18 protein-coding genes are annotated in these 16002 nt (G+C 63.0%); 3 read left to right on the top strand and 15 right to left on the bottom strand.

Annotated elements, in window-relative coordinates:
• Nucleotides 1–30: 30 nt before the first annotated feature.
• The 3 genes from ACUXV1_RS06850 to ACUXV1_RS06840 are packed head-to-tail and all read right to left on the bottom strand — an operon-like array spanning nt 31 to nt 3803.
• On the bottom strand, nt 31–1968 hold the full coding sequence (locus ACUXV1_RS06850; RefSeq protein WP_446014785.1) for a transglutaminase family protein: 1938 nt from the start codon (nt 1966–1968) through the stop codon (nt 31–33).
• Nucleotides 1955–2923, bottom strand: coding sequence for a DUF58 domain-containing protein (locus ACUXV1_RS06845; protein ID WP_446014783.1), 969 nt, complete (start codon nt 2921–2923; stop codon nt 1955–1957). The genes ACUXV1_RS06850 and ACUXV1_RS06845 overlap by 14 nt, the downstream gene beginning before the upstream one ends.
• Complete coding sequence (locus tag ACUXV1_RS06840; protein WP_446014782.1) at nt 2907–3803, bottom strand: AAA family ATPase; 897 nt, start codon at nt 3801–3803, stop codon at nt 2907–2909. The genes ACUXV1_RS06845 and ACUXV1_RS06840 overlap by 17 nt, the downstream gene beginning before the upstream one ends.
• Before the next feature lie 73 nt (nt 3804–3876).
• On the opposite strand from ACUXV1_RS06840, the gene ACUXV1_RS06835 reads away from it, so the two are divergent.
• Nucleotides 3877–4836, top strand: a complete 960-nt coding sequence (locus ACUXV1_RS06835; RefSeq protein ID WP_244269578.1) for a histone deacetylase family protein — start codon at nt 3877–3879, stop codon at nt 4834–4836.
• A gap of 64 nt (nt 4837–4900) precedes the next feature.
• On the opposite strand, the gene plsY is transcribed toward ACUXV1_RS06835, so the two are convergent.
• Nucleotides 4901–5530 carry a glycerol-3-phosphate 1-O-acyltransferase PlsY gene (gene plsY, locus ACUXV1_RS06830; RefSeq protein ID WP_019102890.1) on the bottom strand — a complete coding sequence of 210 codons (630 nt, stop codon included), beginning with the start codon at nt 5528–5530 and terminating at the stop codon, nt 4901–4903.
• A 73-nt stretch (nt 5531–5603) separates the two neighbouring features.
• Between plsY and ACUXV1_RS06825 the strand changes: the two genes are divergently transcribed.
• Nucleotides 5604–5963, top strand: a complete 360-nt coding sequence (locus tag ACUXV1_RS06825; RefSeq protein ID WP_019102891.1) for a dihydroneopterin aldolase — start codon at nt 5604–5606, stop codon at nt 5961–5963.
• A 72-nt stretch (nt 5964–6035) separates the two neighbouring features.
• Complete coding sequence (locus ACUXV1_RS06820) at nt 6036–6461, top strand: PaaI family thioesterase (RefSeq protein ID WP_081554369.1); 426 nt, start codon at nt 6036–6038, stop codon at nt 6459–6461.
• A 14-nt stretch (nt 6462–6475) separates the two neighbouring features.
• On the opposite strand, the gene ACUXV1_RS06815 is transcribed toward ACUXV1_RS06820, so the two are convergent.
• From ACUXV1_RS06815 to ACUXV1_RS06765, 11 genes are all read right to left on the bottom strand, one after another.
• A complete protein-coding gene (locus tag ACUXV1_RS06815) occupies nt 6476–6766 on the bottom strand; it encodes a hypothetical protein (RefSeq protein ID WP_152596948.1) in 291 nt (96 codons plus the stop codon).
• A gap of 74 nt (nt 6767–6840) precedes the next feature.
• Nucleotides 6841–7233 (bottom strand): group II truncated hemoglobin, encoded by a 393-nt coding sequence (locus ACUXV1_RS06810; RefSeq protein ID WP_231138240.1) that lies wholly within the window; start codon nt 7231–7233, stop codon nt 6841–6843.
• A complete protein-coding gene (gene purT, locus ACUXV1_RS06805; RefSeq protein WP_114151993.1) occupies nt 7230–8438 on the bottom strand; it encodes a formate-dependent phosphoribosylglycinamide formyltransferase in 1209 nt (402 codons plus the stop codon). Before purT ends, ACUXV1_RS06810 begins: the two co-directional genes overlap by 4 nt.
• 115 nt (nt 8439–8553) lie before the next feature.
• Nucleotides 8554–9810 carry a D-amino acid dehydrogenase gene (locus tag ACUXV1_RS06800; protein ID WP_043632230.1) on the bottom strand — a complete coding sequence of 419 codons (1257 nt, stop codon included), beginning with the start codon at nt 9808–9810 and terminating at the stop codon, nt 8554–8556.
• 210 nt (nt 9811–10020) lie between these two features.
• Complete coding sequence (locus ACUXV1_RS06795; protein ID WP_043632226.1) at nt 10021–10872, bottom strand: CheR family methyltransferase; 852 nt, start codon at nt 10870–10872, stop codon at nt 10021–10023.
• A 62-nt stretch (nt 10873–10934) separates the two neighbouring features.
• Complete coding sequence (gene erpA, locus ACUXV1_RS06790; protein WP_019102898.1) at nt 10935–11267, bottom strand: iron-sulfur cluster insertion protein ErpA; 333 nt, start codon at nt 11265–11267, stop codon at nt 10935–10937.
• Nucleotides 11268–11483: 216 nt separating this feature from the next.
• Nucleotides 11484–12512 (bottom strand): N-acetyl-gamma-glutamyl-phosphate reductase, encoded by a 1029-nt coding sequence (argC, locus tag ACUXV1_RS06785; protein WP_446014781.1) that lies wholly within the window; start codon nt 12510–12512, stop codon nt 11484–11486.
• A 156-nt stretch (nt 12513–12668) separates the two neighbouring features.
• Complete coding sequence (gene rpsI, locus ACUXV1_RS06780) at nt 12669–13061, bottom strand: 30S ribosomal protein S9 (protein ID WP_019102900.1); 393 nt, start codon at nt 13059–13061, stop codon at nt 12669–12671.
• Between the two features lie 15 nt (nt 13062–13076).
• A complete protein-coding gene (rplM, locus tag ACUXV1_RS06775) occupies nt 13077–13505 on the bottom strand; it encodes a 50S ribosomal protein L13 (protein ID WP_019102901.1) in 429 nt (142 codons plus the stop codon).
• A gap of 500 nt (nt 13506–14005) precedes the next feature.
• Nucleotides 14006–14716 carry a purine-nucleoside phosphorylase gene (gene deoD, locus ACUXV1_RS06770; protein ID WP_043632219.1) on the bottom strand — a complete coding sequence of 237 codons (711 nt, stop codon included), beginning with the start codon at nt 14714–14716 and terminating at the stop codon, nt 14006–14008.
• A 70-nt stretch (nt 14717–14786) separates the two neighbouring features.
• Nucleotides 14787–16001 (bottom strand): phosphopentomutase, encoded by a 1215-nt coding sequence (locus ACUXV1_RS06765; protein WP_446014780.1) that lies wholly within the window; start codon nt 15999–16001, stop codon nt 14787–14789.
• Nucleotide 16002 lies beyond the last annotated feature (1 nt).

The raw sequence follows: 16002 nt of genomic DNA, 5'->3' as shown, positions 1-16002 counted from the left end.
CCAGCAGCCCCCGGTTTCCCGGGGGCTTCGTTATTTGCGCGCCAGACGAAAACGGCGGCAGCGGCGCAGCCAGTCCATATGCCGAGCGGCGTCTACGGCGCGCGAGCGGTAGCGCAAGGCCACGTAATCATGCACCAGCGCCTTCAGCTGTCGGTATTCCGCATCCGCCAAACCGGGCTTGGCGCGGCGCAGCAGCTCCAAAGGACCATCGCAAGAGCTGGCCTCAATCCGGCGCCGGCGCAGTTGCTCCAACAGCAGCCGCCATCCCCGCGCCATCGGCTCCTCCCGCCCGCGGCCCCGCCGCCACCACCAAGCCAAGGGCAGGCCCGCCAGCAAGACACCGACAAACAAAGCCTGCAACACGCTGGTCGCGCTCACGCTTTCCCCCAGCCCCAAGCGTTGAAACACGTTACGCTGCCGAGCGGCGTCATAGCCCACCACCCATTGCTGCCAGGCAAAGCCCGCCGCTTGCCAGTTTTGACGTAAATTACGCAACCAGGCCGGCGGCAACCCCGTCACCCCGCCTTCCTTCAACGCCGGCACAGCTTGTTCCGCGCCGTCCGCCAGACGCAGCGGCGCCACCGCGCCGGTGGGATCGACGCGCAGCCATTGTCGGCTCCCCGCCAGCCAAATCTCCACCCAAGCGTGAGCGTCGGACGACTTCACCTGCCAGAAACGCCCTACCGGATTGTATTCGCCGCCCTGATAACCGACGACAATCCGCGCCGGCATGCCGGCGGCGCGCGCCAGAAACGCCAATGCCGACGCGTAATGCTCGCAAAAACCTTGCCGGCTGGAAAACAGGAATTGATCGATCTCGTCTTGCTGGTCCAACAACGACGGATTCAGCGTATAGCGAAAGCCCTGGCTGCGAAACGCCTGCAAGGCGGCCGGCACGAAAGCGCCCTCTCCGCGCGCCGCCAACTCTCGCGCCCAAGCGCGAGCTCGGGAATTGCCGGGCGGCAAGCGCAGGTAAAACGCGCGCTCGGAGTCGGACAAAACCGCCTGGTAGCGCGCGCCCAGCCGACTGACGGCGTGAAACCGCTGCGTCCTGCTGTCCTTGCCGTCTCCGCGCAACACCATGCCGTATCGCAAACTCGACGCGCCTTCGCCCGGCTGCGGCACATCCAGCGCCGGCAAGCGTCCCTTGTCCGGCTCCAGCGTGATCGCGTACTCCACCGCCTCGCCGCCGCTGACGCTCTCCTCCGCCTCGCCGCGCGCCTCGCCGCCGCTCCAGCGGCTGCCGTCGAAACGATCCAGCAACAAGACCCGCCAGTACATCTGCGCCCGCTGCGGCGGCCGCTGCGGGAACACAACGGAAAACGCCGGCTCCCGGCTCAGAATCAGCTGACTGACGCTGCCCGGCGCCAAACTATCGCCCAGGCCGCTGACCGCCTGTCTGCCCGGTTCGCTGGGCATGCTCCACAGCGGCCCGGATAGCCGCGGCATGACTACGAACAAGACCAGCATCAAGGGCAGCGCCAGGCCTAGGGCCGACGCGGCCGAACGCAGGCTGCCTCGCCACGGCGCGCCCTCCAGCGCCGCCATCGCGCCGGTCAGCGCCAACAGGCTCAGAGCCAGCCAGACCGCCGCCACCGGCGACTGATCAAACAGCAAGGGCATGGCGGCCAGAAACACCCCCAGGGCGATCAACACCCGCCAATCCCGCAGTTGAGAGCACTCCTGCGCCTTGAAACCCAGCAGCAGCAGCAAAATACCAACGCCGCCCTCCCGCCCCACCAGGGTGCCGAGCGTGCGCCAGGATAGCCAGGCGGCCAAAAGCAGCGGCGGCAACAGCCACCAGAACGCAGGAGGCGCTCTGCGCCGGCAGACCAAGACCGCCTTGCCCAGCAATAAGGCAAAGGCCAAGGCGACCAGCCACAACGGCAGATGCAACCATAGCGGCGCGGCGCTCAGGGCCACCGCCGCCAGCGTCGGCCACACCCTGCCGCGATCAGGGACGCTCATCGCCGCGCTCCAGATACAAAGCCAGGGCCGTCAGCGCCAATAAACGCTGTTGCGGTTGCGGGCCCACGCTGCGTGTCGGCAGCTTCAGCACATAAGGTTGGCGCAGGCGCTCGCATTGCTCGACGCGCCAAGCCAAGCGCGACAGCTTGAGCTCCACGTCGCCGCCACGGCCGTAATCCTGCCAATCCAAAGCCAGCAAGCCGGCGCTCCCTTCCCCGGCAAATTGCTTGCTGACCAACGCGCCTCTGCGCGCCAGCACTTTCCAGGCAATGCGGCGCGGCGAATCCCCGACTCGATACGCGTCCAGATGAGAGAAGTCCTCTTCCTCGCCCGGCTGATCGCTGGGCTGATCGCCGCCACCCAGGCTGCGGCCGCGCTGGCCGTCCTGCAGAGGGGCGGGAAACAACAGCGCCTGAGCCCTCAGCCTGACCCAAGCGCTGGCGCGCACCAGGCCAAACGGCGCCTCGCTCCAGATCTGACAGGCCGGCAAAGCCATATAACCGCGCCGGCTGCCGCAGACGCTCAGTTCCACCTCGAACTCCGCGCCGCCGGGCAGCCGTTCAATCCGGGTCTCCACGCCATCCTCAAGCGCCAAGCTCAGTTGACGCTCGCCGTCGTCCTCATGCCGCAGCAACACGCGGAAACGCGCGGCATCGCCAGCGAAGACGGGCTCCGCGTCCAGCGCGCGCAGCTGCAGACCGGCCAATTGCCGGTAAGCCAGCAGCACCGCCACCAGCAGCAAGCCGGCCACCCAGAACGATAAGGCGTAGGCCAGGCTGACGTCGTAGTTCAATGCGCCTATCCACACCGCCAGCGCCACCAGGCCAAGCGTCAGGCCAAAACGGGTGGGCAACAGATAGATCCGGTTTTGTTCCAGCCGGCACTGCGGCTGCGGCTGCGCGCGGCGCAGCATCCATTGCCGCAAACGGCGGCGCGGATCAAGGGATGGGAACATGGGCGAGCAGGCCGCTGGCGGCGTCGCCGCCATTGCAGCCTAACAGGCGATGGCCGGCTACGCTGGGAAAAACCGCTTTTACGTCCTCCGGCAACACGTGATCGCGCCCTTCCAGCAAAGCCCAGGCGCGCGCCGCGGCCGCCAGCGCCAAACCCGCGCGCGGGCTCAGTCCCGAGGCGAAGCGGCTGTCCCGGCGCGTGGCCTCCACCAAAGCCAGCACATAGCCGGCCAAGGCCGGGCTCACGGTCAACTGCGCGGCCTGACGCTGCAGCGCGACCAAGTCGCCGGGACGCAAGGCCGGCACCAGTTGAGCCAGCAGTTGACGGCGGTCTTCGCCTTGCAGCAAGGCCAGTTCGGCCTCGCGCGGCGGATAGCCCAGCGAAATGCGCATCAGGAAGCGGTCCTGCTGCGACTCCGGCAAAGGGAAGGTGCCGGCTTGCTCCGCCGGGTTCTGAGTGGCAATGACGAAGAAGGGTTCGGGCAAGGGATAGGTGGCGCCGTCGACCGAAACCTGGCGCTCTTCCATCGCCTCCAGCAAGGCGGATTGCAACTTGGGCGACGCGCGATTGATCTCGTCGGCCAGCAGCACCTGGGAAAACACCGGCCCCTGATGGAAGTGGAAGGAGGCGGAATCTCGCTGGTAGATATTGACGCCCAGAATGTCCGAGGGCAGCAGATCGCTGGTGAACTGTACCCGACGGTACTCCAGGCCCAGCACCCCGGCCAGGCCGTGCGCCAGCGTGGTCTTGCCCACGCCGGGAACGTCCTCGATCAGCAAATGGCCGCGAGCGATCAAGCAGGTCAAGGCCAGGCGGATTGCCTGTGGCTTACCCAGGATCAGCTGATTCAGTTGACGATACGCAATGGAGAGAGATTGCATTTGCACCCGCTTACGCGCACTATTTATCGATATCACATATCCCGCGCCCATTGTACGCAACAAGGAATCGCACGTGTTGACCTGGCTGAAAAATCGCTTGCAACGCTCTGGGCTCACCGCCTACATCACCCACCCGGACTGTCTGCAGCACAATATGGGCGTGGGCCACCCGGAATGCCCGGAGCGCCTGATCGCCATCCGCGACCAGCTCATGGCCTCGCAGATACTGGACGGGCTGCAGGAAATCGAAGCGCCGGAGGTCACCGAACAACAACTGGCGCGCGTGCATCCTCCGCACTATCTCGAATATCTGGAGTCCTGCTCTCCCAGCATAGGCACTTTTCGCGTGGATCCGGACACCGCGATGTCCGCCGGCACGCTGCAAGCCGCCCGGCGCGCCGCCGGCGCCGTGGTCAAAGCGGTGGAACTAGTGGCCGAGGACAAAGCGCCCAACGCCTTCTGCGCGGTGCGCCCGCCCGGCCATCACGCCGAAAGCGGCAAGGCGATGGGTTTCTGCTTCTTCAACAATCTCGCGATCGGCGTCACCCACGCGCTGGCTCACTATCAATTCGAACGAGTGGCGGTGATAGACTTCGACGTCCATCACGGCAACGGCACCGAGGAAATCCTGCGCGATGACCCCAGAGTGCTGATGGTGTCCATCTTCCAGCATCCGTTCTACCCCTATTGCGGCGATGCGCCGCTGGGCCCGAACATGCACAACGTGCCGCTCAAGGCCGGGAGCGGCGGACGCGAATTCCGCGAAGCGGTGGAGACGGTGTGGCTGCCGATCTTGCACGACTTCCGGCCGCAGATCCTGTTCATCTCCGCCGGCTTCGACGCCCACCGCGAAGATGATATGGGCTCTCTGGGGCTGGTGGAGGCCGATTACGAGTGGGTGACCCGCCACCTGATGCAGATTGCCGATCTCTACGCCGACGGCCGCGTGGTATCGGTGCTGGAAGGCGGCTACGACCTGTCGGCGCTGGGCCGCAGCGTGGCCGCCCACCTGCGGGTGCTGTCCGACGGCTGATCCTGGCTGCTCAAAAACAAAAGGCCGTCGCAATTGACGGCCTTTATGTTTGGCGGAACACAGTTCAGGAGGAGCTCTTGTCGGTGCCCTTGCCGCCTATCTTGTCCTCTTGCCCCGTCAGGAGCTTGATCAGATTGGACTTATGGCGATGCACCACCAGAATGGCGATGATGATGCAGCTGCCGAAATAAACGCTTTGCGGCCCGACGATGAAGTAAGCGTATACCGGTGTAAGCACACAGGCGACGATGGCGGACAGCGAGGAGATTTTCAGCACGAAAGCGACAAACAACCAGGTGGCCAATGCCGCCAGCGCCAGCCACGGGCTAAAGCCCAGCAATACCCCCACCGCGGTGGCCACGCCCTTGCCCCCCTTGAAACCGAAGAACACCGGCCACATGTGGCCGATCAGCACCGCCAGCGCCGACATCGCGATAGCCTGCTCGCCCAGGCCGTATTGCGGGCCGAACCAGGCGGTCAACGCTACCGCCACCCAGCCCTTGACCCCGTCGCCGAGCAAGGTCAGCACCGCCGCCAGCTTTTTACCGCTGCGCAACACATTGGTGGCGCCCGGGTTGCCGGAGCCGTAACTGCGCGGGTCGGCCATGCCCATGGCCTTGCTGACAATCACCGCGAACGAGAGCGAGCCAATCAGATAAGCCGCAACAACAAAGGCAAAAGCTGTCGTGGTCATGGTGTATCCATTAGAATAGAAGGCTTCGGATTTTACGGTATCGGGCGGCAAACCCCAACTCCCAGACAAACTGATGGACATCATATTCCTGCGCGAAGTGCGCGCCGACACCATTATCGGTGTCTACGAATGGGAGCGGAAAGCCCCGCAAACCATTGAAATCGACCTGGAAATCGGCATTCCCAGCGAAGCGCCCTGTCACAGCGACAATATCGGCGACACCATACATTACGGTGTCGTGGTGGAGCGCTTGCGCAAGGCGCTGGCGGAGCAGCATTTCCTGCTGCTGGAAGCGCTGGCGGAGTACATCGCCAAGGTGATCCGCGAGGACTTCGGCGCGCCTTGGGCCAGGGTATCGGTTACCAAGCTGGGCATTCTGCCCGGCGTCAAACGCGTCGGCGTCCTGATCGAACGCGGCCACCGCCCGCGCTGAGTCCAGCCCCCGGGCATTGACGTCCGGGCCCCGGCGCTTGATGATGTTTAGGTCATCGCGCCGGAGCGCCCCATGCCTCGTCTATCCGTCCCGGAATTCCAAAGCCTGATCGATCAGGAACTGCCCTTGGTCCGCCTGTTCGGCATCCGGACCGAGTCCATTGCCGACGGCGGCGCGGTATTGCGCATGCACTTCAACCCGGACCTGATCCGGCCGGGCGGGACCATCGCCGGCCCCGCCCTGATGGCGCTGGCCGACGCCACGCTGTACGCCGTGGTGCTGGGGATGATAGGCAGGGTGGAGCTGGCCGTCACCACCAGCCTCAACATCAACTTCCTGCGTAAGCCGCCGCCGGCGGACGTGATTGCGGAAGGCCGCATCCTGAAACTGGGCAAACGGCTGGCGGTGGGAGAGGTCTTGCTGTTGTCGGCCGAGCTGGAAGAACCGGTGGCCCATGTCACCGGCACCTACTCGATTCCGCCGCTGTCAGGAAGCTGAGGCGGCTACGGGCCTCAGTCCGTGTTCACTTTCAAACGCAGGCCAAACTGCTTGGGCGTCAAACGCAAGGACAGCTGAGCTTGCTTGTTCAAGTCCAGCACCGGGGACAACGACAGACGGTTGCTGACCGCTTCGCGCTCAAAGCGCAGGCCGCCAATGGTGATGTCCTTGCCAGCGCTCCGGGGAGCGGATTTGCCTCCCTCGTCGGACGGCGAGGCGCAAGCCCAAGCTTGCGGCAGACACGCCTCAGCAACGCCCGCGCATCCCCACAAGCCCAGCCACAATATCAACAACTTGCACGCCATGCGCTCCATCTCCGCCAGATGAAATGCGAGAACCTCCTCTCATCATGGACACTGGCGCGCCGGCTGCAAGTTTTTTATTGATTGCGCATGAAATCGGCGGTGTTGTGGAAAGCCTCGATCAGCTTTTGTTTCAGCCAATCCTCGGCCACCAGTTCGTCCACCGCGCGGCTCATGCAGGACATCCACTGATCCCGCGCCGCCTCGTCCACCGCAAACGGCATATGGCGCATGCGCAGCCGCGGATGGCCAAAGGCTTCCATGTACAAGGAAGGCCCTCCCAGCCAGCCGGACAGGAACATGAACAGCTTCTGGCGCGAACCGCTCAGGTCCTGCGGGTGCATATCGCGCAGCGGCTTGACCGCCGGATCGCTATCCATGATGTCGTAAAAACGGTCAGTCAACCAACGCACCACGCCTTCGCCGCCCAACAATTGATAGGGCGTCATTTCCCGCACTTCATCGCTCACGCTTTATTCCCCGTCGTCGGCCGCACCAGCGCGGCCGCCGTTCTGGCCCGCTCGCGGGCCTGTTCCACCGTCTCCGCCGTAGCCAGAGCCACGCCCATGCGGCGCTTCAAATAACTTTCCGGCTTGCCGAATAAACGCAAGTCCGCCCCCGGCACTCGCAAGGCGGCATCCACGCCGTCAAAGGCGATGCCTGCCTCGTCCAGGCCGCCATATATCACCGCCGACGCGCCGGCGCTAAACAACGCGGCGTCCACCGGCAGGCCCAGAATGGCCCGCGCGTGCAGTTCGAATTCGGACCAGCGCTGAGTCGCCAGCGTCACCAAACCGGTGTCGTGCGGCCGCGGGCTCACTTCGGAGAACCATACCTGATCGCCCTTGATGAATAGCTCCACGCCAAACAAGCCTCGGCCGCCCAGCGCGTCGGTCACCGCCTTGGCCACCTCGCGCGCGCGCAATAAGGCCAACTCGCTCATAGGCTGTGGCTGCCAGCTTTCCACGTAATCGCCGCTGCGCTGCAAATGACCGACCGGCGCGCAGAAATGCGTGGCGATGCCGCCTGCCTCGTCCGTCGCGCGCACGGTCAACTGAGTGATTTCATAATCGAAATCGATGAAGCCCTCGACAATCACCCTGCCCTTGTCCACTCGGCCGCTGCTGGCGGCGTACTGCCAAGCCTTGGCCACGTCCTCCGGCCCGCGCAACAGGGATTGCCCCTTGCCGCTGGACGACATCACCGGCTTCACCAGGCAGGGGTAGCCGATACCGTCGTCTATCGCGGCTTGCAACTCTTCCAAACTGGACGCGAACGCGTACGGCGAGGTGGGCAGCCCCAGCTCCTCCGCCGCCAGTCTGCGTATTCCTTCACGATTCATCGTCAAGTGGGCGGCGCGCGCGGTGGGAATCACCTCGGCCAGGCCGTCCGCCTCAATGCGCAGCAGCTCGTCGGTGGCGATGGCCTCGATCTCCGGCACGATCAGATGCGGGCGCACTTGCTCCACCAGCCGGCGCAAGGCCGCGGCGTCCGACATGTCGATCACATGGCTGGCGTGGGCCACCTGCATCGCCGGCGCGCCGGCGTAACGATCCACGGCGACGGTTTCCACTCCCAGCCGCTGCAAGGCGATCACCACCTCCTTGCCCAGCTCCCCGCTGCCCAACAACATCACCCTGACGGCACTGCGACTTTGCGGCGTTCCGATACGCATGACGATCTTTCCTGGATATGAATGGCTTAGCCCGCCGGCGGCGGACGATGGGAATCCGAATCGGCGCGATTTTACCATGCGTCGGGCATCGACTCGCTTCAGTTGAGCCTATCGCTCAAGCACGGCAAAACTCAAAATCCAACGCTGGCGTTTCGCCGCTGATGATCTCGGCCAGCGCGCGCCCGGAGCCTGCGCCTTCGGTCCAACCCAAGGTGCCGTGGCCGGTATTCAGATACAAACGCCTCAAGCGGCTGGGGCCGATCAGCGGCACATTGCCCGGCGTGGCCGGCCGCAGGCCGCTCCAGAAACGGGCGCGCTCCCAATCACAAGCGTCGCCGAACAAGGCGCGGCCGCGTTGCAGCAACAAATCGCAACGCCGCGGCTCAAGGTGGGTGGAATAGCCGGACAGCTCTGCAGTGCCGGCGATGCGCAATTCGTTGCCCAGCCGCGACACCACCACCTTGTGGGCCTCGTCTGTAATGCTGGTCAACGGCGCGGCGGCCGCATCCAGAATCGGCAGAGTGGCGGAATAGCCCTTGGCCGGGTACACCGGCAGGCGCAAACCTGCCTGCGCCGCCAGCAATGGCGAATAAGAGCCCAGCGCCAAAACATAGGCGTCGGCCTCAATCCGCCCGTAAGCGCCGTCAGCGGCGGTAACGGACACTCCGCTCACCGCACCGTCGGCGCACTCCAGCGCATTGATCCGCGTCTGAAAGCGGAACTCCACGCCACGCAGCGCACAGGCCTGGGCCAGAGCGACGGTGAAGAGATGCACGTTGCCGGACTCGTCGTCCGGGCTCCAGCACGCGCCGCTCAGTTCGGGCTGAATGCGCGCCAAGGCCGGCTCCCGCTCCAACGCCTGCAGAGGCGTCAGCAGGCTTTTTTCCACACCCAGCGCGCGCATCCGTTCGCAGACGTTCCGGGCCTGCGCCAGTTCCGCCGGCGAAAACAGCAAAGTCAGAATGCCACGCTGCAACTGCTGGTAATCGATGCCCAGTTCCCGGCGCAAGCCGCGCAGCGTATCGCGGCTGTACAGGCCAAGCGCCACCATCTGGCGCATATTGCGCTCGCTGCGCCCCGGCATGCATTCACGCAGGAAATCCAAACCCCAGCGCCATTGCCTCGCATCCAGCCGGGGCCGGAACAACAGCGGCGCGTCGTCGCGCAACAGCCAACTCAATACCCGCCAAGGCGCGCGCGGATTAGCCCAAGGCTCGGACTGACTGACCGAAATCTGGCCGCCATTGGCGAAACTGGTTTCTCTCGCCGCGCCGCTGGCGCGGTCCACCACCACCACTTGGTGGCCCCTCTCCGCCAAAAACCAGGCGGTGGACACGCCGATGACGCCGGCGCCCAGGACAACTACTCTCATCGACTCTCCACAAAAGCCAATGGGCAAGACCCGCTTGCCCATTAGCCTTGCCAGCCGCAATCCGCTGTTAGAACCTGCTCATGGTCTGCTACGCGTCGGCGATACCGCGTTGAAACCAGCTTCGAATGCTCATGCGCCGCTTGCACATTCAGATTTCTCAGCCGTTTTCGCCTTGTCTCGCCCTTGCTCGCGAGACTTTGAAGCAGGTTCTTACGGCTTCTTCGCGTGCTCGTAAACCGTCTTGCCGCGCAGATGAAAATAATCCGACGCGAAATAGAAATTCTCGGAATGACCAACGAACAGCAGGCCGTCCGGCTTCAAAAGCGGCGCAAAGCGCTTTAGCACGCCGAACTGGGTGTCGCGATCAAAGTAAATCATGACGTTGCGGCAGAAAATGGCATCGAACTGACGTTTAACCGACCAGTTGCTCTCCACCAGGTTCAAACGCTGGAAGGTGATCATATTGCGCAGCTGGGCCTTGGCCTGGAAGCTGCCGTCCGGCTGCTTGTCGAAGTACTTCGCGGCGTAACCGGGCGGCAGGCGCGCCACTTTGTCGGCGGCGTAAATGCCCTTGCGCCCGGTTTCCAGCACGCTGGTGTCCAGGTCGGTGGCCAGCACGCTGATGCGCGCGCCCGGCACCGCCTCCAAGGCGGTGATCGCCAGCGAGTACGGCTCTTCCCCGGTGGACGACGCCGCGCACCAGATCGCCAGTTCTCCGCCTGCCGCCGCTTTCTTCTTCAGATGCTCGGCCAGCAGCGGGAAATGATGTTCTTCGCGGAAGAAGAAAGTCAGATTGGTGGTCAGCGCGTTGACGAACTGTTCAAACTCGCGCTTGCCGCTGATCGACTCCAGAAAATCGACGTAGGCGGCGAAGCCGGGAAGCTTCAGCTCGCGGATGCGACGCACCAGGCGGCCGTAAACCATGTCTTTCTTCGACGGGTTCAACGAAATGCCCGCTTCCTTGTAGATCAGTTTGCGAATGCGCTCGAAGTCGGCATCGCTAAACGCGAATTCACGCGTGAATTCGATCTTCGGCAAGACGACGGGTGGCAGCTTATTCATTTTGTTGTCCCCATAAAAAAGGCCCGGGCAATAGCCCGAGCCTGTATTCTACCGCGTCCGGATCACACCGAGAACGACGAACCACAACCGCAGGTGGTGGTAGCGTTCGGATTGCGGATCACGAACTGGGAGCCTTCCAGGCTTTCCTGGTAATCGATTTCAGCGCCGACCAGATACTGGTAGCTCATCGGATCCACCAGGAAGGTCACGCCTTGTCTCTCTATAGCGGTATCGTCTTCATTTGCGATTTCGTCAAATGTGAAACCGTACTGGAAGCCGGAGCAGCCGCCGCCGGTCACGAAGACGCGCAGTTTCAGATCGGGATTGCCTTCCTCGGCGATCAGCTCCTGCACCTTGGAACAAGCGCTTTGGCTGAAGTTGATCGGGGACGGCATTTCAGTTGCAGCATTAGTCATGTCAAACCTCGCAATTCAGTTCCGGGGCCTCGAGAAACCCGCCAACAGTCCACAGCGGCCTGGCTGCGCGCGCTGTGGTTTCTCAAACCCCTTCTCAAGCCGGCAGAGCGGCATTCACCCACTATTTTAGTCGGATATTGGGGCCGATGGCGAGTCTTCAAGCGAACTAGTTCTTTCCGCGCATGCGCGGGTGTCTCATGGCAGCAAGGGAACGATGTCCAACCCAGCCTGTTCCGGCAGCCCAAACATCAAGTTCATGTTCTGTACCGCCTGACCCGCCGCGCCCTTGACCAGATTGTCTATCACCGACAACACCACCACGGTGTCGCCGCCCTGCGGCCTGTGCGCGGCGATGCGGCACACATTGGCGCCTCGCACCGAGCGCGTCTCCGGATGACTGCCGGCCGGCAGCACGTCGACGAAGGCTTCGCCCTCGTAGCGGCGCTCGAAGAGCGCCTGCACATCAACGTCGGCCTTCAACCGCGCGTACAGCGTGGCGTGGATGCCGCGTATCATCGGCGTCAGGTGCGGCACAAAGGTTAGCCCCACAGGCTGAGCAGCCGCACGGCCCAGGCCCTGACGGATTTCAGGCAGATGGCGGTGACCTGCCACGCCGTAAGCCTTGAAAGAGTCTCCGGCCTCGGCCAGCAAGGCGCCCACTTCCGCCTTGCGCCCGGCGCCGGACACGCCGGACTTGCAGTCGGCGATCAGGCTGGACAGCTCCACCGCGCCGGCTTCGATCAAGGGCAGGAAGCCCAGCTGCACCGCGGTCGGATAGCAGCCCGGATTCGCCACCAGCCGCGCGCCGCGTATGGCCTCGCGGTTGATTTCCGGCAGCCCGTACACCGCTTCGGCCACCAGATCCGGCGAGCCGTGGCTCATGCCGTACCATTTTTCCCACTCGGCGACATCCTGGATCCGATAATCGGCGGCCAGGTCCACCACCCGCACGCCGGCGGCCAGCAGTTCGCGCGCCTCGTTCATCGCAATACCGTTGGGTGTGGCGAAAAACACCACATCGCAGTCCTGCAGCCGGGCTTCGTCGGGAGTGGAAAACGCCAGATCGACGCGACCTCGCAAGCTGGGAAACAAGTCGGCCACCTTCATGCCGGCCTCCTTGCGCGAGGTGACCGCGGTCACGCGCGCCGACGGATGGCCTGCCAGCAAGCGCAGCAATTCGACACCCGTGTAACCGGTGCCCCCGACGATTCCCACCTTGATCATGCCCATTCCTTTATATAAAACAGCGTCGCAAAAACGACAGTGTAGGCACTGCGATGCTGCCGTGCAATATGAAAGGGGAGAAGCGGGAAAACGACAGGCAAAGAAAAAACCGCCTGGCAAACGCAGGCGGTTTTCTTGAAAACAGAATTCGGCGAATTAACGCTTGGAGAACTGCTTGGCGCGGCGAGCTTTGCGCAGGCCGACTTTTTTACGCTCAACTTCACGAGCGTCGCGGGTCACGTAACCAGCAGCGGACAGAGCCGGCTTCAACGCGGTGTCGAAGTCGATCAGCGCGCGGGTGATGCCGTGACGGATCGCGCCGGCTTGGCCGGTTTCGCCGCCGCCGACAACATTCACCTTGATGTCGAAGGATTCGAGGTTTTCGGTCAGCGCCAGCGGCTGGCGGATTACCATGCGACCGGTTTCACGAGCGAAATATTCATCAACCGGCTTGCCGTTGACGATGATCTGGCCCGAGCCCTTTTGCATGAACACGCGAGCGACGGAGCTCTTGCGACGGCCGGTGCCGTAGTAGTATTTACCGTTCATTTCTACGCCTTAAAATCAGATTTCCAGCACTTTCGGCTGTTGAGCAGTGTGCGGATGCTCGGAACCGGAGTACACCTTGAGTTTCTTGATCATGGCGTAGCCCAGCGGACCCTTCGGCAGCATGCCTTTTACGGCTTTTTCCAGAACGCGCTCCGGGAACTTGTCTTGCAGTTCGGTGAAGCTGCGCTCGTAGATACCACCCGGGTAGCCGGAGTGACGGTAGTACTTCTTGTCTTGTGCCTTGGCACCGGTAACGCGCAGCTTCTCGACGTTGACCACGACGATGAAATCGCCGGTATCTACGTGCGGGGTGTATTCCGGCTTGTGTTTGCCACGCAGGCGACGGGCGATCTCAGCAGCGAGGCGGCCCAAAACCTTGTCGTTGGCATCGACCACAAACCAGTCGCGTTTAACCTCATGCGGCTTGGCAGAAAAGGTCTTCATGGAACTCTTCCATCGTAATTCTTGAAAGTTACGGATTCTATTACAGCCCCGATCCAGCTGTCAAACCCTTGTGAGACAACAGAAATCCGGCTACCGGGCGGCGATGCTCCCGCGGAGGGAAAAATGCGGTTGGAATGAAGGGTTTGGCGGAGGCGGGGCAAAAAAAAAAGCGCAACATCTAGCTTTGTTGCGCCAAGTTCCACCTAAAGAAGGAGGATGGAGGAGACAACACCAAAACGCACACTTTGCATGCCACGTCCTGATGCAGGTTTCATTATCTGCAGAGACTTGCTTCATTGCAAGGCTTTTTGTGCATCGCACTATAAAACGTGGCTTTTTACGTCACAAACACAAAAACCACTATTAAATCAATGACAAAATCACCACCGCACTGCAAGGCAAACTGGGAGCGGCCTTGTCTCTTATCTCGATTTTTGCCCTTCCAGACGCCAAAACGGGGCCTAAAGGCCCCGTTGCGCTGTCAGACAATCGGCAAACGCTTACAGCTTGATCGCCGCGGCCAGAGCCACTTCCATCATGTCGCGGAAGGTGGTTTGACGCTCTTCGGCGCTGGTGGCCTCGCCGGTGGGGATAATGTCGGACACCGTCAGAATGCCCACCGCGCGCGCGCCGTATTGCGCGGCCACGCTGTAGATGCCGGCCAGCTCCATTTCGATGACCTTGACCTGCATTTTGTCCAGCACTTCCAGCATATTGGGCTGCACGCCGTAGAACAGATCGGCGGAGAACACATTGCCCACCGTCACCGGCTTGCCCTGCTCCGCCGCGGTGTCCACCACGGCGCGCAGCAGGCCGTAATCGGCGATGGCGGCGTAGTCGTGATCGTTGAAGCGCATGCGGTTGACCTTGCTGTCGGTAGACGCGCCCATGGCGACGAAGAGCTCGCGCAATTTGATGTCAGGCGTCACCGCTCCGCAAGAGCCGATGCGGATGATGTTCTTGACGCCGTAGTCCTTGATCAGTTCGGTGGTGTAGATGCTGGCGGACGGAATGCCCATGCCGTGAGCCATCACCGACAGGCGTTTGCCCTGGTAGGTGCCGGTGTAGCCGAACACATTGCGCACCGTGGTTACCAGCTTGGCGTCTTCCAGAAAGGTTTCCGCGATCATCTTCGCGCGCAGCGGATCGCCCGGCATCAGCACGGTTTCGGCAAAATCGCCCGGTTGGGCGTTGATATGTGGGGTCGCCATCGTCTTTAGTCTCCAAATTCAAAAGAGCCTCGGCGCGTTAACGCCGAGGCGTATTGCATTCAGCCGCGTCTCACAGGAAGGACTGGCCGTAATCCATGGGGCTCAGGTCCAGGTGAGCCGCCACGGTCTGGCCGATGTCGGCAAAGGTGGCGCGTTCGCCCAGGGAGCCGGCCGGCACGTTCTTGCCGTAGCACAGCACCGGGATATGTTCGCGGGTATGGTCCGTGCCCTCCCAGGTGGGATCGCAGCCATGGTCCGCGGACAGGATCAGAATATCGTCGTCGCCAAGCGCCGCCATCACCTCAGGCAGACGCGCGTCGAACTCCTCCAGCGCGCGGGCGTAGCCGGCGGTGTCGCGGCGGTGGCCGTAACTGGAGTCGAAGTCGACGAAGTTGGCCATGATGATGGCCGGCCGCTCGCGGTGATCGCGCATCGCGCCCAGGGTGGCGTCCCACAATTGGTCAAAGCCGGTGGCCTTGTGCTTGTGGGTAATGCCGACATGGGCGTAGATGTCGGCGATCTTGCCGATGGACACCACGTCGCCGCCGGCCTTGGCCAGTTTTTCCAGCACAGTAGCCGCCGGCGGCTCCACTGCCAAGTCCTTGCGATTGCCGGTGCGCACAAACTGGCCTTTGCCTTCGCCGACGAAGGGACGGGCGATGACGCGGCCGATATTGTACGGCTCCAGCAGTTCGCGGGTGATCTTGCACAGCTGGTACAAACGCTCCAGGCCGAAGGTTTCTTCATGACAGGCGATCTGAAACACCGAATCCGCCGAGGTGTAGAAGATGGGCTTGCCGCTCTTCATATGCTCCTCGCCGAGCCGATCCAGAATCTCGGTACCGGAGGCGTGACAGTTGCCCAGATAGCCGGGCAGTTCCGCCTTGGCGACGATGGCGTCCAGCAGTTCTTGCGGGAAGCTGTTGTCGTGGTCGCTGAAATAGCCCCAGTCGAACAATACCGGCACGCCGGCGATTTCCCAGTGACCAGAGGGCGTGTCCTTGCCGCTGGACAGCTCGCGCGCGTAGCCGTAGGCCGCCACGGGCTCCGCCGGGTCCATGCCCTCCGGGAAATAGCCGGAGGACAAGCGGCAGGCGTGCCCAAGACCCATGCGGGATAGATTGGGCAGGGTCAGCGCGCCGTTGCGGCCGATGTTGGCGCGGCCGGCGGCCGCCTCCATGGCGATGTGGCCCAGCGTGTTGCTGCCGGCGTCGCCGAACTGCGGGGCGTCGGCGGCGGCGCCGATGCCCAGCGAATCCAGAATGAGAATGATGGCTCGTTTCATA

It is taken from the genome of Chromobacterium sp. W521 (assembly GCF_052805975.1).
Note: the sequence above shows the minus strand (reverse complement) of the source record. Positions and strands in the feature narration are given on the sequence as shown.